General features: G+C 65.8%; 16 protein-coding genes and 1 tRNA gene. 10 read left to right on the forward strand and 7 right to left on the reverse strand.

Annotated features, from left to right (window positions below; translation table 11 throughout):
- Nucleotides 1-71: 71 nt before the first annotated feature.
- The 4 genes from serS (at nucleotide 72) to KF907_RS11755 (ending at nucleotide 3,045) form a co-directional block, all read left to right on the forward strand.
- The gene (gene serS, locus KF907_RS11740; protein ID WP_291220589.1) at nucleotides 72-1,349 is read left to right on the forward strand and encodes a serine--tRNA ligase; all 1,278 of its coding nucleotides are present in this window, start codon (nucleotides 72-74) and stop codon (nucleotides 1,347-1,349) included.
- 85 nt (nucleotides 1,350-1,434) lie between these two features.
- Nucleotides 1,435-1,524, forward strand: a tRNA-Ser gene (locus KF907_RS11745).
- A gap of 12 nt (nucleotides 1,525-1,536) precedes the next feature.
- Nucleotides 1,537-2,253, forward strand: coding sequence for an NAD(P)-dependent oxidoreductase (locus KF907_RS11750; protein ID WP_291221223.1), 717 nt, complete (start codon nucleotides 1,537-1,539; stop codon nucleotides 2,251-2,253).
- A gap of 141 nt (nucleotides 2,254-2,394) precedes the next feature.
- Entirely contained in the window at nucleotides 2,395-3,045 is a 651-nt protein-coding gene (locus KF907_RS11755; RefSeq protein ID WP_291220590.1) for a response regulator, read from the forward strand.
- An 87-nt stretch (nucleotides 3,046-3,132) separates the two neighbouring features.
- Here KF907_RS11755 and KF907_RS11760 read toward each other — a convergent pair whose 3' ends face one another.
- On the reverse strand, nucleotides 3,133-6,528 hold the full coding sequence (locus KF907_RS11760) for a ribonuclease E/G (protein ID WP_291220592.1): 3,396 nt from the start codon (nucleotides 6,526-6,528) through the stop codon (nucleotides 3,133-3,135).
- Nucleotides 6,529-6,921: 393 nt separating this feature from the next.
- On the opposite strand from KF907_RS11760, the gene KF907_RS11765 reads away from it, so the two are divergent.
- Nucleotides 6,922-7,899: an RluA family pseudouridine synthase gene (locus KF907_RS11765; protein ID WP_291220594.1), complete on the forward strand. Its 978-nt coding sequence runs from the start codon at nucleotides 6,922-6,924 to the stop codon at nucleotides 7,897-7,899.
- 336 nt (nucleotides 7,900-8,235) lie between these two features.
- On the opposite strand, the gene KF907_RS11770 is transcribed toward KF907_RS11765, so the two are convergent.
- Nucleotides 8,236-9,810, reverse strand: coding sequence for a CPBP family glutamic-type intramembrane protease (locus KF907_RS11770; RefSeq protein ID WP_291220595.1), 1,575 nt, complete (start codon nucleotides 9,808-9,810; stop codon nucleotides 8,236-8,238).
- Nucleotides 9,807-10,145, reverse strand: coding sequence for a 4a-hydroxytetrahydrobiopterin dehydratase (locus tag KF907_RS11775; protein ID WP_291220597.1), 339 nt, complete (start codon nucleotides 10,143-10,145; stop codon nucleotides 9,807-9,809). The genes KF907_RS11770 and KF907_RS11775 overlap by 4 nt, the downstream gene beginning before the upstream one ends.
- Before the next feature lie 96 nt (nucleotides 10,146-10,241).
- Between KF907_RS11775 and KF907_RS11780 the strand changes: the two genes are divergently transcribed.
- Nucleotides 10,242-10,826, forward strand: a complete 585-nt coding sequence (locus tag KF907_RS11780) for an NfuA family Fe-S biogenesis protein (RefSeq protein WP_291220599.1) — start codon at nucleotides 10,242-10,244, stop codon at nucleotides 10,824-10,826.
- A 114-nt stretch (nucleotides 10,827-10,940) separates the two neighbouring features.
- Here KF907_RS11780 and KF907_RS11785 read toward each other — a convergent pair whose 3' ends face one another.
- Together KF907_RS11785 and KF907_RS11790 are read right to left on the reverse strand one after the other, a co-directional pair.
- Complete coding sequence (locus KF907_RS11785) at nucleotides 10,941-11,291, reverse strand: c-type cytochrome (protein ID WP_291220601.1); 351 nt, start codon at nucleotides 11,289-11,291, stop codon at nucleotides 10,941-10,943.
- Between the two features lie 17 nt (nucleotides 11,292-11,308).
- Nucleotides 11,309-11,602: a c-type cytochrome gene (locus tag KF907_RS11790; protein ID WP_291221225.1), complete on the reverse strand. Its 294-nt coding sequence runs from the start codon at nucleotides 11,600-11,602 to the stop codon at nucleotides 11,309-11,311.
- Nucleotides 11,603-11,853: 251 nt separating this feature from the next.
- Between KF907_RS11790 and KF907_RS11795 the strand changes: the two genes are divergently transcribed.
- The 3 genes from KF907_RS11795 (at nucleotide 11,854) to KF907_RS11805 (ending at nucleotide 19,524) form a co-directional block, all read left to right on the forward strand.
- Nucleotides 11,854-13,005 carry an efflux RND transporter periplasmic adaptor subunit gene (locus KF907_RS11795; RefSeq protein WP_291220603.1) on the forward strand — a complete coding sequence of 384 codons (1,152 nt, stop codon included), beginning with the start codon at nucleotides 11,854-11,856 and terminating at the stop codon, nucleotides 13,003-13,005.
- A complete protein-coding gene (locus tag KF907_RS11800) occupies nucleotides 13,002-16,301 on the forward strand; it encodes an efflux RND transporter permease subunit (protein WP_472843869.1) in 3,300 nt (1,099 codons plus the stop codon). The genes KF907_RS11795 and KF907_RS11800 overlap by 4 nt, the downstream gene beginning before the upstream one ends.
- Nucleotides 16,302-16,422: 121 nt before the next feature.
- Nucleotides 16,423-19,524: an efflux RND transporter permease subunit gene (locus KF907_RS11805; protein WP_291220605.1), complete on the forward strand. Its 3,102-nt coding sequence runs from the start codon at nucleotides 16,423-16,425 to the stop codon at nucleotides 19,522-19,524.
- Nucleotides 19,525-19,715: 191 nt separating this feature from the next.
- On the opposite strand, the gene KF907_RS11810 is transcribed toward KF907_RS11805, so the two are convergent.
- Together KF907_RS11810 and KF907_RS11815 are read right to left on the reverse strand one after the other, a co-directional pair.
- Nucleotides 19,716-20,729 (reverse strand): isoaspartyl peptidase/L-asparaginase family protein, encoded by a 1,014-nt coding sequence (locus KF907_RS11810; protein WP_291220607.1) that lies wholly within the window; start codon nucleotides 20,727-20,729, stop codon nucleotides 19,716-19,718.
- Nucleotides 20,726-21,790 (reverse strand): cyanophycinase, encoded by a 1,065-nt coding sequence (locus tag KF907_RS11815; protein WP_291220609.1) that lies wholly within the window; start codon nucleotides 21,788-21,790, stop codon nucleotides 20,726-20,728. The genes KF907_RS11810 and KF907_RS11815 overlap by 4 nt, the downstream gene beginning before the upstream one ends.
- Nucleotides 21,791-21,996: 206 nt before the next feature.
- Here KF907_RS11815 and KF907_RS11820 point away from each other — a divergent pair, with 206 nt between their 5' ends.
- Nucleotides 21,997-24,795 (forward strand): TonB-dependent receptor, encoded by a 2,799-nt coding sequence (locus KF907_RS11820; RefSeq protein ID WP_343214759.1) that lies wholly within the window; start codon nucleotides 21,997-21,999, stop codon nucleotides 24,793-24,795.
- Nucleotides 24,796-24,909 lie beyond the last annotated feature (114 nt).

Consider the following 24,909-nt stretch of genomic DNA (forward strand, 5'->3'; position numbering starts at 1 on the left):
GCGCCCCTGTTTGCGGGCATGGCAGGGGCGCGGCGATAATCCGCGCCCCGTTTGCGTTTCCGGACCGCCCCATGCTCGATCCCGCCCTGCTGCGCACGCAGCTCGATGTCGTCGCCGAACGGCTCGCTCTGCGGGGCTATGCGCTCGACATCGTTGCCTTCGAGGCGCTCGAAGCGCAGCGCAAGACCGTGCAGGTCGAAACCCAGGATCTGCAGAACGCGCGCAATACACGTTCGAAGGCGATCGGCGCGGCCAAGGCGAAAGGCGAGGACACCGCCGCGTTGATGGCCGAGATTGCCGGTCTCGGTGACCAGCTCAAGGCCAACGAGCAGCGGCTTGCCGACATCCAGCAGCAACTCGCCACGCTGACCCTGGTCGTGCCGAACCTCGCCGACGAATCGGTGCCGACCGGCAGCGACGAGACGCACAACGTCGAGCAGCACCGTTGGGGCACGCCGCGCCGCTTCGACTTCGCGGTCAAGGACCATGTCGAACTCGGTGCGCGCAACGGCTGGCTCGACGGCGAAACAGCGGCCAAGCTTTCCGGGGCGCGATTCACCGTGCTGCGCGGAGCGCTCGCGCGCCTGCACCGAGCGCTCGCCCAGTTCATGCTCGACCTGCACACGGGCGAGCACGGTTATGTCGAAACGAACGTGCCGCTGATCGTCAACCAGGAGTCGATGCAGGGCACCGGCCAGTTGCCGAAGTTCGAGGAAGACCTGTTCGCCACCGAGGTCAATGGCGCACGCCGGTATCTCATTCCGACCTCCGAGGTGCCGCTGACCAACATCGTGCGCGACTCGATCGTGGAGGCCGGGAAGTTGCCGATGCGCATGACCGCGCACTCGATGTGCTTCCGCGCCGAAGCCGGTTCAGGGGGGCGCGATGTGCGCGGCATGATCCGCCAGCATCAGTTCGAGAAGGTCGAATTGGTCAGCATCACGCGCCCCGAGCAGAGCGGTGAAGAACATGAACGCATGACGCGCAGCGCCGAGGTCGTGCTCGAACGCCTCGGCCTGCCGTATCGGCGCATGCTCCTGTGTACCGGCGACATGGGTTTCTCTGCTGCCAAGACCTACGATCTCGAAGTCTGGTTGCCGAGCCAGGATACGTATCGCGAGATTTCCTCGTGCTCGAATTGCACCGACTTCCAGGCCCGGCGCATGCTTGCACGCTGGCGCAACCCGGATACCGGCAAGCCCGAGCTCGTGCACACCCTCAACGGCTCCGGCGTCGCCGTCGGCCGGGCACTGATCGCGGTCATGGAGAATTATCAGAACGCCGACGGCACGATCGACGTGCCGGAGGTGTTGCGGCCGTACATGGGTGGACTCGAGCGGTTGGGCTAGACTGACCAACCGAATGCGGAGCGCAACGAGGGGGCAGGATCCGCGTCCAGCCCGTGTGCCCGCAAGCAGTGCGAAACATGATTCTGGAGAGGTGGCCGAGCGGTTTAAGGCACCGGTCTTGAAAACCGGCGAAGGGTCAAACCTTCCGTGGGTTCGAATCCCACCCTCTCCGCCACTTCAGGATGCTCTGCGACTATTCGTTCTCGGGGCATCCGGCGGCGTCGGGTCCAGTCTGCTCGAGCAAGCGACGGCGCGTGGTCATCGCGTGACGGCGCAAACCCGCGATGCGAGCAAGTTGTCGTCGACGAAATCGATCCGCGTCGTTGTCGGATCACCCACGGACGAAACGTTCCTGCGACAGCATCTCGGCGGACACGATGCCGCCGTTTTTTGCATCGGTATCGGCACCATCGGTCAGACGACGCTTTTTTCAGACTCGACAAAAGCGCTCATCGCCGCAATGGAAGCGACCGGAACGAATCGCCTGGTGGTCATTACCGGAATCGGAGCCGGCGACACCAAGGGTCACGGAGGATGGTTCTACAACCACGTCACCTATCCGCTGTTCACTCGCAATCGCTATGTCGACAAGGATCGTCAGGAAACGATTCTCGCGCGGACGAACCTCGACTGGACGATCGTCCGGCCAGCCCCGTTTTCGGTGCGATCGACCACAGGACCGATGCAGGTCTTCACGGAGATTCCATTGGGGTTGCAACTTCGATCCGTCACCCGCGCAGAAGTGGCCACGTTCATTCTGGATATCCTGGAAGACGGCAAGTTCATCCGTCAGAGGCCGTTTATCGGCCACGCCTTATCTGATCCGCCAAGTGGAGACGTATCGCCGGCAATGATGGGGTTTGCCCCACGACCGATGCATGCCGCCGAAGGCGTCGGAGGATGAGTCGGACAACATGTGCCCGAGCATGCCTGAATCGCCATGCGTGCCGCAGGTGCGGCGGGTTCCGGCGTGGATGGGCGTCCCCCTTGCATCCAGGCCGCATGCGGCGACACACTGCGGCCTCGATGGGGGCGCAGGAAGCGGATGATGCTCAGCGTTGCAATCATCGACGACCATGAACTGGTCCGTACGGGGTTCCGCCTGATCCTCGGCCAGCATGCCGACATCCAGGTGGTCGGGGAGGCCGGGGATGGCGAGAGCGGGCTCGCGCTGCTGCGCAGTCTGGCGCCGCAGGTTGCCTTGGTCGATGTCCACATGCCGGGTGTCAGCGGCATCGAGGTCACCGAGCGCGCACGCCGACTCAAACTGCCGACGCGCATCATCATCGTGTCGATGGTCGGCGAGGCGCCGTTCCCGAAGCGCTTGCTCGAAGCCGGTGCGAGCGGATATGTCACCAAGGGCTGCGCGGCAAACGAACTGATACGCGCGGTGCGTCAGGTGGCAGATGGCCGGCGCTATCTTGCGCCGGAGATCGCCGAGGCGATGGCATTGTCGGCGCTCGGGGCTGCGCAGAAGTCGCCGTTCGAGGCGCTGTCATCGCGCGAGCTCGAGGTTTCGCTGGCACTTGCACGCGGCGAGGCGATGCAGCGCATCGCCGAACGCCTGAACCTCAGCGCAAAAACGGTGGCGACGTACAAGTACCGCGTATTCGAGAAACTTGGCATCGACAATGCGGTGACACTGGCCCATCTCGCCCATCTGTATGGGTTGATCGACGCGCCGACTTCCGCTTGAGACGCAGCCCGCCTGCATTGGCACGCGGGTTGCGCGGTCGCTTGAGGGGACTCCATGGGATTGATCGGAGCATCCCTTGCGAATCGATCAGCCGTTCTTCGGCGTCTCGTCGCTTGCAGCACCATCCTCTTCCGGCGTTGCCGCGGGCTTGTGGACCGGGTGCGGTTGGGCCGGCGTGCCGGCAATTGGTGATGGTGTTGCCGCTTGCGCGGGCCTTGCCGCCGGACTTGCCGGTGTGGTGGTCGGTGCGAACGGCGATGTCGGACCCGGTGTCGGCGTCGAATTCGGCGTCACGGTCGAAGCCGGCGTCGCGGTCTGAGTGGGACGCACAACCGGCGTTACCGGCGTGGCAGCCGGAGCGGCCGGTGTAGCCATCGGTTTGGACGTCGATGACGGCGCCGGTGTCGGCGTCGAAGTTGGCGTTGCGGTCGAAGCCGGCGTCACGGTCTGTGCGGGACGTACAACCGGCGTTACCGGCGTGGCAGCCGGAGCGGCCGGTGTGGCCATCGGTGCGGACGTCGATGACGGCGCCGGTGTCGGCGTCGAAGTCGGCGTTGCGGTCGAAGCCGGCATCACGGTCTGAGTGGGACGCACAACCGGCGTTACCGGTGTGGCAGCCGGAGCGGCCGGTGTGGCCATCGGTGCGGACGTCGATGACGGCGCCGGTGTCGGCGTCGAAGTCGGCGTTGCGGTCGAAGCGGGCATCACGGTCTGAGTGGGACGCACAACCGGCGTTACCGGTGTGGCAGCCGGAGCGGCCGAGGTGGTCGTCGGTGCAGGCGTCGAAGCCGGCGTCGGCGTCGCAGTCGCAGGCGAGGTCGAAGTCGGTGCCGACGCCGAGCTCGGAGCTGGAGCAGGTGTGGATGCCGGAGTCGTGGACGTCGGCGTGGGTGTTGCTGCCGTAACGGGCAGCATCGGCGCACCCGTTTCGTCGAGCCTGAGCACGGGCGACGGTCGCGTGACCGGCAGTTCGGATTGCGTCGCCGGGCGTGACGGCACCGAGAACAGATCGTCGACCGGTGCGTCGCGACGCGGTGCTGCGGTTTGGCTCATCAGCGGCGAAACAGGCGGTGTGCCCGGCTTCATCGGGGCGGCATTGCCGACGCTCGATGCGGCCGTGGGTGCCATCGGCCGGTCGCCGGTGCCGGGCGCGTTTGCTGCGGATTCGGTCGGTTTCGGCGCGACGCTGCGTGTCGGCAGCTCCATTGGCTCGGCATCGTCCTCGTCGTCGAAATCATCGCCGCTGGTGCCCGTTGCCACGTTCGCGGCGGAAGCGGCGTCGAGACCCTCGGCCTTGCGGCGACGGCGGCCACCGCGGCGGCCACGGCGACGCTTGGCCGGCGTGGCTGCGTTGGCGGCGTCACTCTCTGCAGGTGTCCGATCGGCCTCGGTCAGCGGCGTTGCGGCAGTGGGGCCGGGCTGGCGGGCATCCTCACTGATCGGCGTCGGACCGACGGGGCGGGCGGTTGCAGGCGCAGGCTGACGTGCCGGAGCAGCGGCGGGCTTGGGTGTCGCGCTGGCGGCTGGCTTGCGCTCATCGCGCGGGGACTGCGCATCCTGGCGTGGTGTGCGTGCCGGCTGTCCGTTGGGCTTGCGCTCCTCGTTGCGGCCACCGTCGCGGCGCGCATTGTCGCCGCGCGACGAGCGTGCATTGCCACCTTGGCTGGCGCGCTGGCCCTGACCCTGACGATTGCCGTCGCGGCGGTTGTTGTTCTGACTCTGCGGGCGCGCGGCCGGCTTCTGTGCCGGAGTTGACGCAGCGCGTGCTGGTTGTGCCTCGTCGCCGCCTCCGAACAGGCCGCCGAGCCAGGCGAAGAAGCCGCTGCGCGGTTTGGCGGCGGCCGGTGCCGGCGCGACCGCCTCGGGTTCCGATTTGACCGGTGCCGGTGCGGCCGGCACGACGCGGCTGACCGCGGGTTGCTCGGGTTCGTCGCCGGGCTTGGCGAGCTGCGGCAGCGGCGTGGCCTGTACCGGGGTGACGCGCTTGTAGCTCGGCTTGGTGTCGTCGCCCAGATCCGACGATCGGATGCGCTCGATGTGGAGGTGCGGCGTCTCGAGCTTGTCGTCGGCAACGACGATGACCTGTACTTCCTGGCGCTTTTCGATTTCGCTGAGCTGGGCACGCTTCTCGTTGACGAGGAAGTTGGCGACCTCGGGTGGCGCCTGCACGAGCACCTGGCCGGTGCTGTCCTTCATCGCGTGCTCCTCGACCAGGCGCAGCGCCGACAGCGACAGCGACTCGACGCTGCGGATGCGGCCGTGGCCATCGCAGCGCGGGCAGACGATCTGGGTCGCCTCGCCGAGCGAGGGACGCAGGCGCTGACGCGAAAGCTCGAGCAGGCCGAAGCGTGAGATGCGTCCGACCTGCACGCGAGCGCGGTCGGCCTTCATCGATTCCTTGAGCCTCTCCTCGACCTCGCGCTGGTGGCGTGGGCTGTCCATGTCGATGAAGTCGATGACGATGAGGCCGCCGGCGTCGCGGATGCGCAGCTGGCGGGCGATCTCGGCAGCCGCCTCGAGGTTGGTATTGAACGCGGTTTCCTCGATGTCGCTGCCCTTGGTCGCCTTCGACGAGTTGATGTCGATCGCGGTCAGCGCCTCGGTCTGGTCGATGACGATCGAGCCGCCGGAGGGAAGGCGCACGGTGCGCTCGAAGGCGTTCTCGATCTGCGTCTCGATCTGGTAGCGCGAGAACAGCGGCACCGTGTCCTTGTACAGCTTGAGCTTGCGCAGGTTGTTCGGCATGACCTGCTGCATGAACTCGCGCGCGTCGTTGTAGAGCTCTTCCTGGTCGATCAGGATCTCTCCGATGTCATTGCGCAGGTAATCGCGCAGGGCACGGATGATGAGCTTGGATTCCTGATAGATCAGGAACGGCGCCGGTCGCGAGGTGGCGGCTTCGGCGATCGCCTTCCACAGTTGCAGCAGATAGTCGAGGTCCCACTGCAGCTCTTCGGCGTCGCGGCCCATGCCGGCGGTACGGATGATGAGCCCCATGTCGTCGGGGATCTTCAGCTCGTCCATCGCGTCCTTGAGACTCTGCCGGTCCTCGCCCTCGATGCGGCGCGAGACGCCGCCGGCACGAGGGTTGTTCGGCATCAGCACGAGGTAGCGGCCGGCCAGGCTGATGAAGGTGGTCAGCGCGGCACCCTTGTTGCCGCGTTCCTCCTTGTCGACCTGGACGACGACGGCCTGGCCCTCTTTGACCAGATCACGGATGCCGGCCTTGTTGGCGTCGACGCCTGGAGTGAAGTACTGCCTGGAGATTTCCTTGAGCGGCAGGAAGCCGTGGCGTTCGCCACCGTACTCGACGAAGCAGGCCTCCAGCGACGGCTCGACGCGGGTGATGCGGCCGGCATAGATGTTCGACTTCTTCTGCTCGCGGGAGGGGATCTCGATGTCGAGGTCGAACAGGGTCTGGCCATCGACGATGGCCACGCGCAACTCCTCACGCTGAGTTGCGTTGATCAACATGCGCTTCATTGTGGTTTTCCATTGGAGGCGCTCCAACCGCTGCCGCGCGTGGCCGCGCCCCGGGAAGGGTCGCGTCGCGCGATCCGTTGGACCGGATTGACGGCCGCGGGAGCGCCTGTAGTCATTGTCAGCCGACGCTTTCCGGGCGCCGGCGCTCATGTGGTGCGTACGTCTCGAGTGACCCTTCGCCACCGCAAAGGCGGCAAGCAATCTCCCAATCGAACCGCTACGATGTCCGCGTCGGGACCTGCACGACGCCCTCACAGGGGAACCGGCGGCAGGGGCCCGGACGGGCGCAGGGGCCGAATGCGCCATGGATGCCGGAAGAAGTCCCGCGATGGGCGGGCTTCCGCAGGCGGCGCGAAACGCCCGCGGAGTGTAGCAGCCGGGGACTTTTTTTCAATGAAGACACAGACTTCGGCGAAATTCCGCGAGCCGGTCTCGGTCTCGGTCCAAGTCGTCACGGTCGAGCCGGGACGCGGTGGCCAGCGCATCGACAACTTTCTCAGCGGACGGCTCAAGGGCGTACCGCGCAGCCTGATCTACCGCATCCTGCGCACCGGCCAGGTGCGCGTGAACGGGCGCCGGGCCAAGCCCGAGACGCGTCTGGAAGATGGCGACGAGGTGCGCATCCCGCCGGTGCGGGTGGCCGAGCGCGAGTCCGGCGCCGCTCCGGCCGGGGACCAGCTTGCCCGCATCGAGCGTGCCATCGTCCATGAGGACCGCGACTTCCTCGTCCTCGACAAGCCGAGCGGCGTGGCCAGCCATGGTGGCAGCGGGGTCAATTTCGGTGCGATCGAGCTGCTGCGTGCTGCGCGTCCGCGCGACACGCTCGAACTCGTTCATCGCCTCGATCGCGACACCAGCGGGGTACTCGTGCTGGCCCGGCGCCGGCCCGCCCTGACCGGCCTGCAGGCGGCGATCCGCGAGGGTCGGGCGACCAAGCGCTACCTGGCCCTGGTGCGTGGCCACCTGGCCCGGGCCCGCCTGACCGTCGATGCGCCGCTGCGCAAGTCGATCCTGCAGGGGGGGGAGCGCATGGTCCGTGTCGACCCAGAGGGCAAGGACTCGGTGTCGCACTTCATCGAGCTCGAACGCCACCCCGGCGCGAGTTTCGTCGAGGTTGCCATCGACACCGGCCGCACGCACCAGATCCGAGTCCATGGTGCGCACATCGGGCATCCGCTCGCCGGCGATGACAAGTACGGCGACAAGGCTTTCAACAAGCTGATGCGCGAAGCCGGCCTGAGACGCTTGTTCCTGCACGCGGCGCGTTTCGAGTTCAGCCTCGGTGAGCGCGATTACAGCTTCAGTGCGCCGTTGCCGGCCGACCTGCGTGGCGTGCTCGATGCGCTCCAGAAGAGAAAGCATCACGGCTGAAGCCGTTTCCTACGAGGCTGCTTCTGTTGCATGGCCCGGCACGCCGTTTCCTGCGAGGCTGCACTTGTTGCATGGCCCGGCAAGCCGTTTCCTGTGAGGCTGCTCCTGTTGCATGGCCCGGCAAGCCGTTTCCTGTGAGGCTGCTCCTGTTGCATGGCCCGGCAAGCCGTTTCCTACGAGGCTGCTCCTGTTGCATGGCCCGGCACGCCGTTTCCTACGAGGCTGCTTCTGTTGCATGGCCCGGCAAGACGTCTCCAGCGGAGTTGCTTGCGTAGGAAACGGCTTCAGCCGTGATGCCTCTGGAAGGTCTGGCGTGCAACGCGGCAAGGAAACCGGTCAGTAGTTCCCGAACAGGAAATACCGCGCACCGATCTCGGCCGAGCGCAGCCATTCCGGCGGCAGGCCGGTTGCCAGCACGAGGCCGCTGACGGCATGCGCCAGCGTGTTGGCGAGCAGGGCGCGGTGCCGCTGCCAGTTCCAGGTCCACAGCAGCGCGCCGATGAAGGTGAACTGCATCAGCATCGCGTTCGGCGCGTGCAGCAGGGCAAAGGCGAATGCAGCGAGCACGATGGCCGCGCGCGTCGAGCCGGTCAGGCGGGCGATGCGTTCGGCGACGATCACGGTGACGAGGAACTGCTGCAGTGCGGCCCAGCCGAGGTAGCGCAGGATGCGTTGCGGTGGAGGCCATTCCCAGGTCTGCGCGGGATCACGCAGCACGACAACGATCGCGATCGCGACGGCGACGCTGGCGAAGGCAATCGCAGCACCGCGTAGCCAGGTTCGTGTGGCTGGCTGGCGCGGCGCATCGCCCTTGAGCAGGCTCGCGGCGAAGGTCACGCAGAGACCGAGCGCGACCAGGGTCGGTGCACCGAGATCGTCGCCGATCGCACCGATGGCGAGCAGGGCCAGCGGCACGCCGAGCGTGCCTGCGAGTTCGGCGGCGGCCTGTCGACCTGGCGAGGGCCAGGGGCGCAGGCGTACCCAGGCGAGTGTGGCGGCGAGCACGGCCACCGCGATCCATGCGAGGACCGTGCTGCGATGCGTGGACTTCGCCGCAGCAGGAGGCATGGCGCGGGCGTCGGCGAGCACACGCATGTACTGGCCTTGCGGAACGATGATCGCAGCCGGCGCGACTGTGCGGATCCGGTCCATCGCGAGCAGGGTTGGTTCAACACGTTCCTGCATGTCGAGTTCGATCACTCGCCAGCGTGATGCCTGCTGGTGCTCGGACACGGCCAGCGCGAAGGCATCGATCGGCATGTCGAGGCGCAGTACGTCGAGCGCAGCCGGATCGACTTTGCTCGCCGGCCGCAGGCGCACGTTCGCGAGACGCACGCTGGTTCCGGCCAACGGGTCGAGGCGCAGGCGCAGAAGTATCGTCCGCACGGGCGGGGTCGTGCTGTCGTCGTCGCATTGCCAGTTCAGCGTGGACAGGTCCAGGCGCAGCACTTGGACACCCCGCACGACGGGCATCGGCGCACTGATGCAGGACGGCCCGTCGCGCGTGTGCTGCGTACGCACCGCGAACTTGCCAGCAGCTTCGGCATCGACGTCGAGTTCTAGAACGGCGTAGCGGGCGAGATCGAGCGGTGCGTGCAGCACAAGGCCGACTTCGAAGCCGTCATCGTCCGCGCGCACATGCAGGCCGTCGCGCTCAACTGTGCTGGCCGCTGCGCCGATTGCGGCCCCGGTGATGATGTCGTTGGCGGCATTGAGCGACCAGCGCATCGGCGTGTCGCCATGCAGCAGTGCAGCCAGGATGCGCGTGGCGGTGTCGATCTGGTGGGCACGCATCTGCGCGCGTGCAATGCGGTCCAGTGCGAAGGACCCGCCGATGATGGCGAGCAAGCCGAGCAGGCCGGCGGCCAGGGCCGGCACGTGCAGTGCGCGGAGTGTCGCGGGCGGATTCAAGTCAGCAGGCGTTCCACATGGGCCGCACAGATGAAGTCGTTGAGCGAAAGTCCGCCGACGTCATGCGTCGAATAGCGCAGCACGCAGCGCGCATAGCCGACCTCGAAATCGGGATGGTGGTCCTCGCGATGGGCGATCCACGCCACCGCGTTGACGAAGGCCATGGTGCGGTGGAAGTCATCGAAGGTGAATTGTTTCTCGATGTGCTGGCCGTCGTCGGCGACGTTCCAGCCTGGCAGCGCGCCGAGCAGGCGTTCGATGTCGGCGCGGTCGAGCGCGTGTTCACGCCCGCTGCGCGGCACGCAGTGTGATTGGGCGAGCGTTTCGGGCGTCATACGGGCCTCCGGCCAGGGCAGGGTGGGCTATTTGACGCGGATGTCACCCCGCACATCAAGGACTAGAATGCACGGGATTTCCGAGGAAGCATGGCCATGATCGACCTGAGCGACAACGCGCGCGCGCATTTCCTGCACCTGATCACGCAGCAGGACATGCCGGGTCTCGGCATCCGCCTGCGTGCGGTTGCGGCCGGCACGCCGAAGGGCGATTGCGAACTCGAGTTCTGCGAGCCGTCAGACCTGCGCGGCGACGAATGGGAAGTCGACTGCGGCGGTTTCCTGCTGTTCGTCGAGTCGGCCAGCGTGCCCTTCCTCGACGGTGCGTCGATCGACTACACGAAGGACGCCACCGGCGGCCAGCTCTCGATCAAGGCGCCGCGCCTGCGCGGCGTGCCGCCGGCTGACGACGCCAGCCTGTTCGAGCGCGTGCAGTACGTGATCGACGCCGAGGTCAATCCGCAACTGGCTTCACACGGCGGCCGCGTGAGTCTGCGCGGCATCGAGGCCGAGGGCATCGTCGTGTTGCAGTTTGGCGGCGGCTGCCACGGCTGCGGCATGGTCGACGTGACCCTGCGCAACGGCATCGAACGCACCCTGCGTGAACGAGTCCCCGGCGTCACCGGCGTGCGCGACGTCACCGACCACAGCAGCGGGTCGAAGCCGTACTACGCGCGTTGAGTTGCCGCAGGAGCTCCCGTTGGAGCCGCTGTGGGAGCCCGTTCACGGGCGATGCTCTACGACACCGGGACGAAAGGGCATCGCCCCTGAAGGGACACCTGCAGCGACCTCGCGTTATTTCGCCTTGAGGTGCCTGCTGAGGTCGTCGATGCTGCTCGGCAGGGCCGAGTAGTAGGCGGCGAGGTCGGCAATGTCCTGGTCGGAAAGGGTGGCAGCGAAGCCGGCCATGATCGCGTTGTTGCGCGTGCCGTCGCGGTACCCATGCAACGAATGGGCAAGGTAGTCGGCGTACTGGCCGGCGAGCTTGGGATACATCGGGTCGATCGAATTGCCGTCGGCGCCGTGGCAGGCCTGGCAGGCGACCGACTTCTGCTTGCCGGCTTCGACGTCGCCCTTCGCGGCGAATGCCGGCGCGGCGAAGGCGGTGACAGCGAGCACGAGCGTGGCGAGGCGTGGAGTCATCATCGGGATCATCGTTCGGCTCACTTCGCGGCGGTGTCGAGGCTGGAAAGGAAGGCCGCGATGTCGCGGATGTCCTGGTCGCTGAGGCTCTCGCCCTGCGCGCGCATGGTCGGGTGGTGGCGTTCGCCGTTGCGGTAACCGGTCAGCGCGGCGACGACGTACTCATAGTTCTGCCCGGCGATGCGCGGCACGCTGTAGTTCGGGTAGGCGTTCCGCCAGCCGGTGACTCCGTGGCAGCCCGTGCAGGTATAGGCCTTGATGCGGCCTTCGGCAGGGTCTCCCTTGGCGTCCTCGGCGAGGGCTGGGGTGGACATCAGGGCAACGGCAAGCAGCAGCGCTCGGGTCATCTCGAAGCTTCCGGATCCGGCTGGGTCGGTGGGTAACGCGGCAAGCGCCGGAGTATAGCCGGTCACGCCAAGGGCGCGAAGCGCCTCGGCGCAACCAATGCGTGCTGCAGGGCATCACCTTCGCGGGAACGCCGGAGCACCCCGGGGGTGACTTTCGTCCCATGCGGTCTTTTGGTGTCATAGTATAGTACAACACTACACGCCGCAGAGGATGAAGGATGGACAAGCGTTCTGCAGCTGCGGGAAGGGGCGCCGGGGTCTTCGTGCTGGCCCTGGCCTGCTTGACACTGGTCGCCTGCAAGGGTGGCGACACCGGGAAGGACTCGGCGGCCAAGGCCGACAATGCGGTGCCGGTTGAGGCTGTCGCGCCCGCGCGGCGCACGATCGACGCGAGCTACACCGGCGTGGCCACGCTCGAGGCCGACAGCGAGGCCGAGGTCGCGGCGAAAATTCCGGGCGTGCTGGTCAAGCTGCTGGTCGAGGAGGGCGACAGCGTGGTTGCCGGCCAGGCGCTGGCGCAACTCGACGACGAAGGCCCGCGCCTCAACCTCGCCAGGGCCGAGGCGGTGCTGCGCAAGCTTGAGAACGACTATCGCCGTTCCAGCGAGATGTTCGCGCGCAAACTGCTCAGTGTCGAACAGAACGACAAGATTCGATTCGATCTCGAGACCCAGCGTGCGACCTACGAGTTGGCCCGCCTCGAACTTTCCCATACGACGATCAGGGCGCCGATCGGTGGCGTGGTCGCGCGGCGCATGGCCAAGGTCGGCAACTACATCCAGCTCAATCAGGCGCTGTTCCGTATCGACAACTTCGATCCCTTGCTGGCCGTGCTCAACGTGCCTGAGCGCGAACTGCACAAGCTGCAAGTGGGGCAGGTGGTCGGCATGCGTGTCGATTCGATTGCCGACGCTCGTTTCGAGGGACGCATCCAGCGCATCAGCCCGGTGATCGACGCAAGCAATGGCACCTTCCGCGTGACCTGCGAGTTCCGCGATGCGGGCGGGCGCCTGAAGTCTGGCATGTTCGGCCGCCTCGACATCGCATGGGGTCGGCGTCAGGACGTACTGACGATCCCGCACGCGGCACTGATCGAGGAGGACGGAGAGACGGCCGTGTTCGCGGTCGTGCACGAGGAGGTGCCAGCGGCTGACGCGGCGAACAAGGGCAAGGCCGAAGCGGATTCCGCGCCGCCGAAGCCGTCCGAACCGGCCTGGGTCGCAAGGCGACGCCCGGTCAGGGTCGGCTATGCCGATGCCGCGCACGTCGAGATCCTCGAAGGTCTCGATGAGGGCGATCGCGTCATCACCATCGGTCGCGCCGCAGTGCGCGACGGCACGCACGTGCAGGTGCTGGAGGGCGTGCAGTGAACCTCGTCGAATTCGCCACACGCCGACGCGTGACGATCGGCATGACCACGCTGACCCTGGTGCTGTTCGGCCTGATCGCCCTTTCCGGACTGAAGGTCAACCTGCTGCCCGATCTGTCCTATCCAACCCTGACCGTGCGCACCGAGTACGAGGGCGCGGCGCCGATCGAGATGGAGAATCTGGTATCGCAACCGGTAGAGGAAGCACTCGGCACGGTCAAGAACGTGCGCCGCATCCACTCGGTATCGCGCACCGGCCAATCCGACGTGATCCTCGAGTTCACCTGGGGCACGGACATGGAAATGGCCAGCCTCGACACGCGTGACAAGCTGGACGTGCTCAGCCTGCCGCTGGAAGCGAAGAAGCCGGTGCTGCTGCGCTTCAATCCGTCGACCGACCCGATCATCCGCCTCGGCCTTGCCGGCAGCGATGCCGGTGGTGTGTTTAACGAAGCCGAACTCAAGCAGTTGCGTCGCTTCGCCGACGACGAACTGAAGAAGCGTCTCGAGCCGGTCACCGGTGTCGCCGCAGTCAAGGTCGGGGGAGGGCTCGAGGACGAGATCCAGGTTGCCCTCGATCAGCAGAAGCTCGCCCAACTCAACCTGACCGTGGCTGATGTGGTGGGGCGGCTGCGCAACGAGAACGTCAACATCTCCGCGGGACGCATCGACGAGGGCAGCCAGCGCTACCTCGTGCGCACGATCAACCAGTTTGCCAACCTCGAGCAGATGCGCGACATGTTGGTCAAGCTCGACAACGGCGTGCCGATCCGCTTGCGCGACATCGCCGAAGTGCGCCAGGGCTTCAAGGAGCGCGAGGGCATCGTGCGAATCGATGCCGCCGAGGCGATCGAGCTGGCGATCTACAAGGAGGGCGACGGCAATACGGTCGCGGTTGCCGCCGCTGTCAGGGCCGCGCTGGAAAGGCTCAAGCCGATCCTGCCGGCTGGCGCCAAGCTGACCGTCATCGATGACCAGTCGGTGTTCATCCAGCACTCGCTGGACGAGGTGCGCAACGACGCCTTGCTCGGCGGCACGCTTGCCGTGCTGATGATCTTCTTCTTCCTTGGTCATGCACGCAGCACTTTCATCATCTCGCTGTCGTTGCCGGTGTCGCTGATCGCCACGTTCTTTTTCATGGGACAGGCTGATCTCGGTCTCAATGTGATGTCGCTCGGTGGCCTCGCCCTCGCCACCGGCATGGTCGTCGACGATTCGATCGTCGTGCTGGAAAACATCGCGCGCCTGCGCGAGAAGGGCTTCTCGGTGATCGACGCCACGGTCAAGGGGGCCAGCGAGGTCGGCATGGCAGTGACTGCGTCGACGCTGACCACGGTCGCCGTGTTCTTCCCGCTGGTGTTCGTGCAGGGTGTTGCCGGCCAGTTGTTCCGCGACCAGTCGTTGACGATCACCTTTGCCATGCTGATTTCGCTGGTCGTGGCGATGACCCTGATCCCGATGATGGCCTCGTTGCAGGGGCGTTCGCCGCTGGCCTTCCGCGACGAACCCGAGGCATTGCCGCGACCTCTGCCGCGCAACCCCGTGCTGCGTGGCCTGCGCCGGTTTTTTTCCGCGATCGGCGAGGGACTGTTCCAGATCCTCCCGCGCAGCCTGGTCGCGTTGGTGCGTTTGTTCGCCAGGGCTTTCGACGCAACGATCGGTCGCGTGCTGCGCCTTGTCGCGCGCCTGGTCGTCGGTACCTATGAACGTACCGCGGCGGTCTACCATCGCCTGCTGCCGGGGGCGATGGACCGGCCATGGCTCGTGCTCGGCGTCGCTGCCGTGGCGTTCGCGGGCAGCATCGCGCTGGTTCCGACGCTCGGCATGGACCTCATTCCGAGTCTCGCCCAAGGTCGCTTCGAGACCACGATCAAGCTGCCTCCCGGCACGCCGCTGGCAGAGACCGATGCACTCGTTGCCGGCCTCGAACGCCGCCACGCGGACGACCCCAACATCGCTTCGATCTATGGCGTTTCCGGTACCGGCACGCGCCTCGATGCGAACCCGACCGAATCGGGTGAAAACATCGCGCGCCTGCTGGTCGCGCTGAAGCCCGGTGTCGGCAATGCCGGCGAACGCGCGGCAATGGATGCGCTGCGCGCCGATCTGGCCACGCGCCCGGACAGCGAGGTCAAGTTCGCGCGGCCGTCGTTGTTCAGTTTCGCCACACCGCTCGAGATCGAGGTGCGTGGCTACGACCTCGACGCGCTGACCCAGGCCGGCAAACGACTCACCGCGCTGCTCGCGACCTCGGACCGCTTCGCCGACATCAAGTCGACCGTCGAGGATGGCTATCCCGAGGTGCAGATCCGCTTCGACCAGGACCGTGCCGCCGCACTTGGCCTGACCACGCGCCAGGTCGCCGATGCCGTGGTCGGCAAAGTGCGCGGCGAGGTGGCAACGCGCTACAGCTTCCGCGACCGCAAGATCGACGTGCTCGCGCGTGTGCGCGAGAGTGACCGTGCCAGCGTCGACGATATCCGCAACCTGGTTGTCAACCCGGGCGCCGAGCGGCCGGTGCGCCTGTCGGCAGTGGCCGACATCGAAGCCACCGAGGGCCCCAGTGAGATCCATCGCGTCGATCAGGAGCGCGTGGCCCTGGTCTCGGCGAACCTGCGTCATGGCGACCTTGCCAGCGCAGTCGCCGAAGTCGAGCGCCTGCTGCGCGAGAACCCGCCCGGTGCCGGCGTGGCAGTGCACATCGGCGGCCAGGGCGAGGAAATGGACGCCTCGGCGAAGTCGATGCTGTTCGCCTTCGCCCTCGCCATTTTTCTCGTCTACCTCGTCATGGCCTCGCAGTTCGAGTCGCTGCTGCATCCGTTCGTGATCATGTTCTCGATCCCGCTCGCCCTCGTCGGTGCCGTGCTCGCCCTCAAGCTGACCGGGACCCCGGTATCGGTGGTCGTGTTCATCGGCCTGATCATGCTGGCCGGCATCGTGGTCAAGAACGCGATCGTGCTGATCGACCGCGTCAACCAGTTGAGAGAGGAAGGCCACGCCAAACGCGAGGCGATCGTGCTCGCCGCGGAATCTCGCCTGCGTCCGATCGTGATGACCACCCTGGCGACCCTGCTCGGCTTCCTGCCCCTGGCGATCGGTCTAGGCGAGGGCAGCGAGGTGCGTTCGCCGATGGCCATCACGGTGATCGGCGGGCTGCTCGTGTCGACCCTGTTGACCCTGGTCGTCGTGCCGGTGGTCTACGAACGGCTCGACCGCAAGCCCGATGCCTGGTACGTGGCCCGTGGTGAGCGCAGGGCGCGGTCGGTGGGTGGGATGCCGGTGGAGGCTGGCGTGTGATGGCCCGCGCATCGATCTCCGCAGGAGTGCACGCAGTGGGCGATCGGCACGAGATGGGAAATCGATCGCGCACAGGGTGCGCTCCTGCGGCCGTGCGTGGAAGAAAAACGAGGGGTGTGCCATGACGTTGGCCGAGTTGAGCCTCAAGCGGCCGGTCACGGCGATCATGTTCTACGTGTCGATGACGGTGGTCGGCCTGATCGCGGCGTTTCGCTTGCCCCTGGAATACATGCCGGACATCGAGGCGCCGTTCCTGTTCGTGCAGATTCCCTATCCGGGTTCGACGCCCGCGGAAATCGAGCGGACGATCACGCGGCCGGTCGAGGAGGCGCTGGCGACCATCCCGGGCATCCAGTCCATGAACTCGCGTTCGCGGGCGGATTCCGCCGAGATCTTCATGGAGTTCAAGTGGGGGCAGAACGTCGCCACCAAGGCGGTCGAGGCGCGCGACAAGCTCGATGCGATCCGCGCCGACCTGCCCGACGATCTGCAGCGCTACTTCGTGCTGAAGTTCTCCACCAGCGACCAGCCGGTACTGCAACTGCGCATCTCCAGCGATCGCGATCTCTCCAATGCCTACGAGATGCTCGACCGCAAGCTCAAGCGTCCGCTCGAACGTGTGCCCGGCGTCGCCCGCGTGCAACTGCATGGCGTCGCCCCGCCGGAGGTGCGCATCGAGCTGTCGTCCGATCGCCTGACTGCGCACAACATCGGTCTCGATGACCTCGCCCGTGCATTGAAGGATGCAAACTTCTCGACCTCGGCGGGCCTCGTCCACGACGGCGGGATGCGGTATCGAGTGCAGCCTCACGGCGAATGGCGTTCGCTGGATGACATTCGCAATGTCGTCCTCGACGGGCGCGGCCTGCGTCTCGGCGACATCGCCGAGGTCTCCATGCGTCCGGCCGAACTCGACTACGAGCGTCGCCTCGATACTCGCCCGGCGGTTGCGCTCGAGATCAGCCGCGAGCGCAGCGCCAACCTCGTCGAGGTTGGCCGGCTCGTGCTCGAGCAAGTCGAGAAGGCATCACGCGAGCCGGAGATGAAGGGCCTGCAACTCTTCTTCATGCAGAACCAGGCCAAGGGCGTGACCGACTCGTTGCGCGAACTCGGCAAGGCAGGCATCGAAGGCACGCTGCTGTCGGTGCTGGTGCTGTTCTTCTTCCTGCGGGACTGGCGCTCGACGATGATGGTTTCGCTGGCGATCCCGGTCTGTTTCGTGATGACGCTCGGCTGCATGTACTTCCTTGGCATCAGCCTCAACATCCTTTCCATGATGGGCCTGCTGCTTGCGGTAGGCATGCTCGTCGACAATGCCGTGGTCGCAGTCGAGAGCATCTACCAGTACCGGGAGAGGTTCCCCGACCGGCCGTGGTACTGCGCTATCGAGGGCACTCGCGTGGTTGGCATGGCGATCACCGCAGGCACGCTGACCAGCATCATCGTGTTCCTGCCCAACGTGTTCGGTGAGCGCAGCCCGATCGCGATCTATCTGACCCAAGTCGCGGTGTCGATGTCGATCGCGCACCTTGCCTCGTGGCTGATTGCGATAAGCCTGATCCCGATGCTGTCGGCGAAGCTCCCCACGCCGGAGTTCATCGGCCGCGAGACCCTGGTCACGCGCCTGCAGTGCCGCTACGAACGGTTCGTGCGCTGGTCTCTGGCGCATCGCCGCCTGACCATGTTCGGCGTGTTCAGCCTGCTGCTGATCAGCGTCGTGCCGATGACGCAGACGAAAAGCGACATGTTCCCGACAGGTGAAACGCGCGATCTCCGTCTCGACTATGAGTTGAACGGCAACTACCGTCTCGAGCAGTTGCGTGGTGCAGTCGGCCAGGTCGAACGACTCCTTCTCGACAACAAGGAGAAGTGGGAAATCAGTTCGGTCTACAGCTACTACGACGAGCGCGGCAACGCGACGACTTTGATCCTGCTCAGCGACGCCGACACGGCGACCAGGTCTGCCGCGGAGATCATGGACGAGATTCGGGCAAGCCTGCCGAAGCTGGCAGTCGGCAAGGTTGCGTTCAGCAATGGCGACGGTGGTGGCGGAAACAGCGGCAGCAATGACGGGATCCGCCTGTCCCTGGTCGGTGACTCGAGCGAACGCCTGCGTGAACTGTCCGCTTCCGTGTTGCCGGTGCTCGCGCGCGTGCCGGGGCTGCACGACGTGCGCCTTGCACAGAACGCGTCGGAACGCGAGGTCGCCGTGCGCGTCGATCGCGAGCGCGCGCGTGCCTACGGATTCAGTGCGGCCGACGTCGCCCGATATGTATCGGTTGCCCTGCGCGGAACGCAACTGCGTGATTTCCGCAACGGTGACACGCAGATCCCGACCTGGTTGCGATTCCAGGACGCCGATGCGCAGAGCATTGCCGAGTTGTCCGACTACAGGTTACGCGCGCCGGACGGCAGTCAGGTGCCGCTGCTGGCGATGGTGGAGGTGCAGACCCAGGATGCCGCCGCGGTCATCCAACGCCAGAACCGGCAAACCGCGTTGCCAATCCAGGTCAACGTCGCCAGTGGCACGACCCAGGATGAGGCACGCAAGCGGATCGAGGCTGCCATGCAGACGGTCAGCCTGCCGGCAGGCTATCGCTGGACGTTCGGCACAACTTTCCGTGAGGCCGACGAGACGGGGCAGCGCATGGCATTCAACCTGCTGGTTGCGTTGGTACTGGTTTACGTCGTCATGTGCGCAATGTTCGAATCGCTGATCTATCCAGCCGCGATCATGATGACGTTCGTATTTTCCGTATTCGGCGTGTACTGGCTGTTCTGGATCACCGGCACGACATTCTCGTTCATGGCGATGATCGGCGTACTGATCCTCATGGGCATCGTCGTCAACAACGGCATCGTCATGCTCGTGCACATCAACCAGTTGCGCCACGAAGGTCGGTTGCGCAGCGATGCGCTGGTGCACGGCAGCCGTGACCGGCTGCGTCCGGTACTGATGACGATGGGCACAGCGATCCTCGGCATGGTGCCGTTGTGCATCGGCAACGTGCAGATCGGCGGTGATGGTCCGCCGTACTTCCCGATGGCGCGCGCCATCGTCGGTGGTCTCGTGTTCTCGACCCTGGTTACCCTGTTGGCGCTGCCGGTCATCTACTCGCTGCTGGACGATGCCCGAACCTGGTTGCGCAATGTCCTGCGTGACGGCATGTCCGGGCGCGTGCGGCGACAGCGAGTCGATGCAGCCGCGGCTGCGCAACCGTAGGAAACGGTCGAGGAAAACGGTTGCAGGAAACGGCCATCCGAAACGGCGATCCGAAACGGCCATCCGAAACGGCCATCCGAAACGGCCATCGCGCACCGCTGTAGGAAACGGCTTCAGCCGTGATGCTCCGGCCGTACAACCTTCACACCTGTTAGCCTCGTACAGACAGGCACCATGGCTGAAGCCGCTTCCTACGGAGTGCCTGCGCTCTCGTCGGCGTAGATCGCCACGTGGACTGCGCCATTGCGATCGAGCCATGCGCGGAACATGCCATCGGTGTTGAACGGCATGGCGATGTTGCCGTCACGGTCCAGTGCGATCGCTCCGCCGTCGCCGCCGAGCCTCGGGATCTGGTTGTTGATGACTTCCACGGCCGCCTTGGCGATCGGTTCCTTCAGCAGCGCATGGCGCGTGCAGATCGAATGTGCGGCGGCGGTACGGATGTAGAACTCGCCCCAGCCTGTCGCCGACACCGCGCAGCGCTCGTCGGCCCAGGTGCCGGCGCCGATGATTGGCGAGTCGCCGACGCGGCCGTGGCGCTTGTTGTTCATGCCGCCGGTCGAGGTGCCGGCCGCAAGCTTGCCGGTGCGGTCGAGGGCGACTGCACCGACCGTGCCGAAATGTCGCGAGGTTTCGTAGTCGCTCAGTGCGGCGCCGGCCTTTTCTTCGGCCAGCGTCTTCTGCAGCTGCTGCCAGCGGCGCTCGGTGTGGAAATACGCGGGATCAACCAGGGTGATGCCAACGGTCTTGGCGAACGCCTCGGCGCCGCTGCCGACCATCATCACGTGCTTCGATCGTTCCATGATCGCGCGCGCCAGCGTGATCGGATTGCGTACCGTGGTCACGCCGGCGACAGCGCCGGCACGTTGTGCAGCGCCGTCCATGATCGAGGCATCGAGTTCGTTGCGGCCGTCATGGGTGAACACCGCGCCGCGCGCGGCGTTGAAGTTTGGGTCGTCCTCCAGCACGACGATTGCTTTCGTCACCGCATCGAGCGCGGGCTTGCCGGCTTCGAGTTCACTGCGACCAGCTTCGATGGCGCGCGTGAGCGCCGCTTTCACGTCGCGTTCGACTTCCGAGGTCATTTCCGCGCGCACCACGCCGGCGCCTCCGTGGATGACGAGCACGGGTTTCACTTCGGCAGCAAGGGTACCTGCGCAGGCGAGCAGGGTGACGGGAAGGACGAGGCGGCGCAGGGTCTTCATGGCGGATCCGATGTGGGGGTTGGCAGGGGAAACGGCAGGGCTGGATCGAACTCGAGCACGCCGTCGTGGACCGAGGCGGTGGTTTCCAGTGCGGGCGGGGAGATCGACAACGGTCGCATGTGGATATGGCTTGCGCTGCCGGCAGCGATGATGCGTATGCCATCGAGGTCGAGTGCGACGCCGGTGCGCAGCGGCGGCATCGTGCGGGGCAGGCGGATGAACCAGGCGTGGCCGTTGTCGGCGCTGAACACGCGGGCGCGACCGTCGGCTTCGATGCACAGCATCGTGTTCTCGTCGACGCCGATGCCGAGCGGATCGGCGATACGGCCTTCGTGGCGGGCACGGACGAGAAAGGTGATCAGCCGGCCGAAGCGGTTTCGTTCGAAAAAATGCGTGTCGGTGACGACGTCGTCGAGGAAGGGCAGGTCGAGGAAGCCGCTGTCGAGGGTCACGCTGGCACCGAGCGGATCGGCTAGTGCGTGTGGCGATATCAGGCTGCGGCCATCGAGCGCGCCATAGCTGGCATGGCCGAGGATGGCGAGACCGGCGCTGGTGCCGCCGAGCGGTTTGCCGTTCCTGACGTGCTCGTCGAGCAGACGGTTCAGTGGCGTGCCTTTCCAGTAGCGGATGTAGCGCGACTGGTCTCCGCCGGCGATAAAGATTCCGTCGGCCTTCGCGACCACGTCGAGCACCCGCGGGTCGGCTGCCGCTGTGCGGTCGTTGAAGACGATGGTCTGCACCGAGGCGACGCCACCGATATCCTCGTACCAGCGCTTCTGCAGATCGTCTTTTCCGGACGCGCGCAGTATCACGATATTGCCGTTTCCTGCCTGGCGCGAGAACCACTGGAATGCCGGCTTCACCCAGTCGCTGCCACCCATGAGCATGAGTCCTGGCGAAGTGCGCGCAGGGCGTTCCGTGCGGGTGTCGCCGATTGCGAAATGGAGATGGCTGCCGGTCGGTGCGGCATCCCGGGCGGCCGCGGGGCCGGCCAGTACAAAGGCGACGACGAGGGTGACGATCCGCAGCCAGGCGCGGGTGAGCGGAGTGGCGAAGACCATTCTCTGGAACGGGATCGATGCGCGGGAGGGGGGTGAGTTTGGCAGGTCACCGCCCTGCGCTCAAACGCCACCGATCCCGCCTTGCAGCGTGAAGCGCATCGGGTGTCGGATCAGGATATGCTGGCAACGGCGCGCTCATACCGCTCCAGCTGCAAGAACCCTTCGAACCGAACCCCATCCAGAGAGTAGCCATGTGCAGGAACCTGATGTCACTGTCGATCCGACGCGCATTGTCGGGTGTGCTGGCGGTTGCCGTATCCCCCGTATTCGCCCAGTCGGCAGATGATTCCACGACCGAAGGCAGTCAGTCGCTCGAGACCATCATCGTCACCGGATCACGCATCCCGCGTGCGCAGGTCGAGGGTCCGGCGCCGATCACCGTGATCACTTCCACGCAGATCCAGGCAGCCGGCCTCACTTCCGTTCCAGACGTGCTGCGCTCGCTCAGCCAGAACAGCGGCAGCGTGCAGGGCCAGCAGAACACGACCAGTGCGCAGTCCACGCCCGGCGCGCAGGCGGTCGACCTGCGCGGCCTCGGTCCCAACCATACCCTCGTGCTGATCAACGGTCGGCGCATTGCCGATTTCCCGTTGCCGCTCAACGGTCGCAGCAACTTCACCGACATCGGCAACATTCCGCTCGGCATGATCGACCGGATCGAAGTGCTGACCGGCAGCGCATCGGCCGTCTACGGTTCGGATGCGATGGCCGGCGTGATCAACTTCATCCTGAAAAAATCCAGCGACGGGCTCACCCTCGACTACCGCTACGGCGATACCGAACGCGGCGGCGGCGAATCTCAGAACCTGACCCTCACCACCGGGTTCGACCGTGGTGACTTCACCGGCATCGTTGGCCTGGAACTGCTGGACAAGCGCCCGTTGTGGGGAACCGACCGTGGCATCCAGGATTCGACGCTTGACGCGCCGACTTCTCGTCGCCGCCTGCCGCGCCTGATCGCCCAGATCTATGACTGGGACGACGACGTCAACATCGCGCCGGACGACGACTGCGCAGCAATGGCCAGCCTGAACGAAGGCACCACCGTGCTTGCAGAAGACCGCTACGGTGAACCGTACTGCGGAAGCGAACGCGCGATCGCGTATCGCACGATCGTCAACGAGCGCAAGGGGGCGACTGGCTACGGCTCGTTCGAGTACCGGATCTCCGACACCCTGTCCTGGTTCGCGGACGTGCAGGTCGGCGACCAGAAGGTCCGCCTGCTGACCGGCACCAATGGCAACGACGTCGCCAGTGACCACATGGGCTGGGAATTCCATGACCCGGCCTCGACCGACAACTACCGCCGCAAGATGTTCTACAACGCGAACACCGGCCACTACGAGATCTGGTCGCGCCAGTTCTCACCCGAGGAGGTCGGAGGGTTGCGCAAACGCATGAACAGCACCGAGCAGAAGACGCTGGGTGTGACGACCGGCCTCAAGGGCATCTTCGGCGACACCTGGAGCTGGGAGGCGGCCTACAACCATTCCCAGTACAAGGCGGTCGTGAAGATGCCGCGCATCAGCGCCGAGGCTGCCAATCGCCTGTTCCTGGGCGAACGGCTTGGCTATGACGACGACGGTTACGCGATCTACGCGCCGGATCCGGCCAGCCTGTTCACTCCGCTCACGCCAGCCCAGTTCGCCACGATCGGGGTCATGTCGACGTTCCGCCCGAAAGCCGACAATGACAACCTGAGCTTTACGGTCGATACCCCGTCGTTGTTCGCACTGCCGGCGGGCGACGTCGGCTTCGCCGGTGCGATCGAGTACGGCGAGCAGTCCTACCGCATCAATCCCGATCCGCTGGCCCTCACCGAGGACGCCTACTACGGCCCGCGCTACGGAGACGGTCGTGGCGACCGCGACCGCTGGAGCGTTGCTGGCGAGCTGCGCATGCCGCTGCTGTCGAGCCTGCAGGCCAGTCTCGCCGGCCGCTACGACCGCTACAGCTACGGCAACAAGGATCCAGGCAAATTCACCTGGAGTGGCGGCCTTGAGTGGCGTCCGCTCGATTCGCTGCTGGTCCGGGGCTCCTACGGCACGGGGTTCCGTGCTCCCGACATGCATTACCTGTTCGCCGGCAACGACTATTACCGCACACGTTTCGCCACCGACTATTTCCAGTGCCGCAGCGCCGAGCCGGGCGTGAGCGACGGTTACTGCTACGACGACGGTAGCTATGACGTCAGCACTTTCGACGTCTACAGCGGCAACATCGGCCTGGATGTGGAGACCAGCCGGTCGCACACCGTCGGCTTTGTCTGGTCACCGATCGACAACCTCGATCTGTCGCTGGACTACTACCGTATTCGCGTCATGAACCAGGTGCAGACGCAGAGTCGCGAACAGCTGCGCATCACCGAGGCTGACTGTCGGCTCGGCGTGACCGATACCGGCACTCCCGTCGACATCAATTCGCCAACCTGCGTCGATGCGCTGGCCCGCGTCATCCGCGATCAGAACGGTGACATCACCAGCGTGCTGTTCGGCCCGATCAACATCGCCAAGGAGCAGACCTCCGGTGTCGACGTGACAGCCAGCTACCGCCTGGACACGGACAGCATCGGCAGTTTCCGCTTCACCGCCAACTACAACTGGGCGCACCGCCATACCACCCAGCAGTATCCCGGCGATCCGACCGAGAACATGCTTGGCGTCGGCTACAGCGCCACCACCTTGCCGCGGGCCAAGGGCAACTTCGGTGTGAACTGGGAGCGCGGTGCCTGGGGAGCCAGTCTGTTCGGCAACTACCTCGGTCGCGTCGCCAATTACGACAACGATGCGTGGACGAAGGCCACCTGGCGCTTCAATGCCGGCGGTCGCTACGACATCAACGACCACATGCGCGTGGCACTGACCGTCAACAATGTGTTCGACAAGATGCCACCGAAGGATCCGACCTGGTCGAACTACCCGTACTACGACACCTCTTGGTTCGACAGCCTCGGCCGCAGCTACTACCTGCGGTTCACCTGGAAGTTCGGCGGCTCGCCGCTGTGATGCCGTGCGGCCCGTGTCGACGTTGACACGGGCCGCTGCGCCAGGCGGCTCGCCTGCCTTCGTCGCCCCGCCCCGGCTTGCACCCACACGGGCCAGGGCGGCACCGTTGTGGGT

It is taken from the genome of Dokdonella sp. (assembly GCF_019634775.1).
Taxonomy (GTDB): domain Bacteria; phylum Pseudomonadota; class Gammaproteobacteria; order Xanthomonadales; family Rhodanobacteraceae; genus Dokdonella.

Excerpts from the sequence above, each read along its gene's own strand:
- serS (WP_291220589.1), top strand. The coding sequence starts at position 72 with ATGCTCGATCCCGCCCTGCTGCGCACGCAGCTCGATGTCGTCGCCGAA.
- KF907_RS11755 (WP_291220590.1), top strand. The coding sequence starts at position 2,395 with ATGATGCTCAGCGTTGCAATCATCGACGACCATGAACTGGTCCGTACG.
- KF907_RS11760 (WP_291220592.1), bottom strand. The coding sequence starts at position 6,528 with ATGAAGCGCATGTTGATCAACGCAACTCAGCGTGAGGAGTTGCGCGTG.
- KF907_RS11765 (WP_291220594.1), top strand. The coding sequence starts at position 6,922 with ATGAAGACACAGACTTCGGCGAAATTCCGCGAGCCGGTCTCGGTCTCG.
- KF907_RS11775 (WP_291220597.1), bottom strand. The coding sequence starts at position 10,145 with ATGACGCCCGAAACGCTCGCCCAATCACACTGCGTGCCGCGCAGCGGG.
- KF907_RS11780 (WP_291220599.1), top strand. The coding sequence starts at position 10,242 with ATGATCGACCTGAGCGACAACGCGCGCGCGCATTTCCTGCACCTGATC.
- KF907_RS11785 (WP_291220601.1), bottom strand. The coding sequence starts at position 11,291 with ATGATGACTCCACGCCTCGCCACGCTCGTGCTCGCTGTCACCGCCTTC.
- KF907_RS11790 (WP_291221225.1), bottom strand. The coding sequence starts at position 11,602 with ATGTCCACCCCAGCCCTCGCCGAGGACGCCAAGGGAGACCCTGCCGAA.
- KF907_RS11795 (WP_291220603.1), top strand. The coding sequence starts at position 11,854 with ATGGACAAGCGTTCTGCAGCTGCGGGAAGGGGCGCCGGGGTCTTCGTG.
- KF907_RS11805 (WP_291220605.1), top strand. The coding sequence starts at position 16,423 with ATGACGTTGGCCGAGTTGAGCCTCAAGCGGCCGGTCACGGCGATCATG.
- KF907_RS11810 (WP_291220607.1), bottom strand. The coding sequence starts at position 20,729 with ATGAAGACCCTGCGCCGCCTCGTCCTTCCCGTCACCCTGCTCGCCTGC.
- KF907_RS11815 (WP_291220609.1), bottom strand. The coding sequence starts at position 21,790 with ATGGTCTTCGCCACTCCGCTCACCCGCGCCTGGCTGCGGATCGTCACC.
- KF907_RS11820 (WP_343214759.1), top strand. The coding sequence starts at position 21,997 with ATGTCACTGTCGATCCGACGCGCATTGTCGGGTGTGCTGGCGGTTGCC.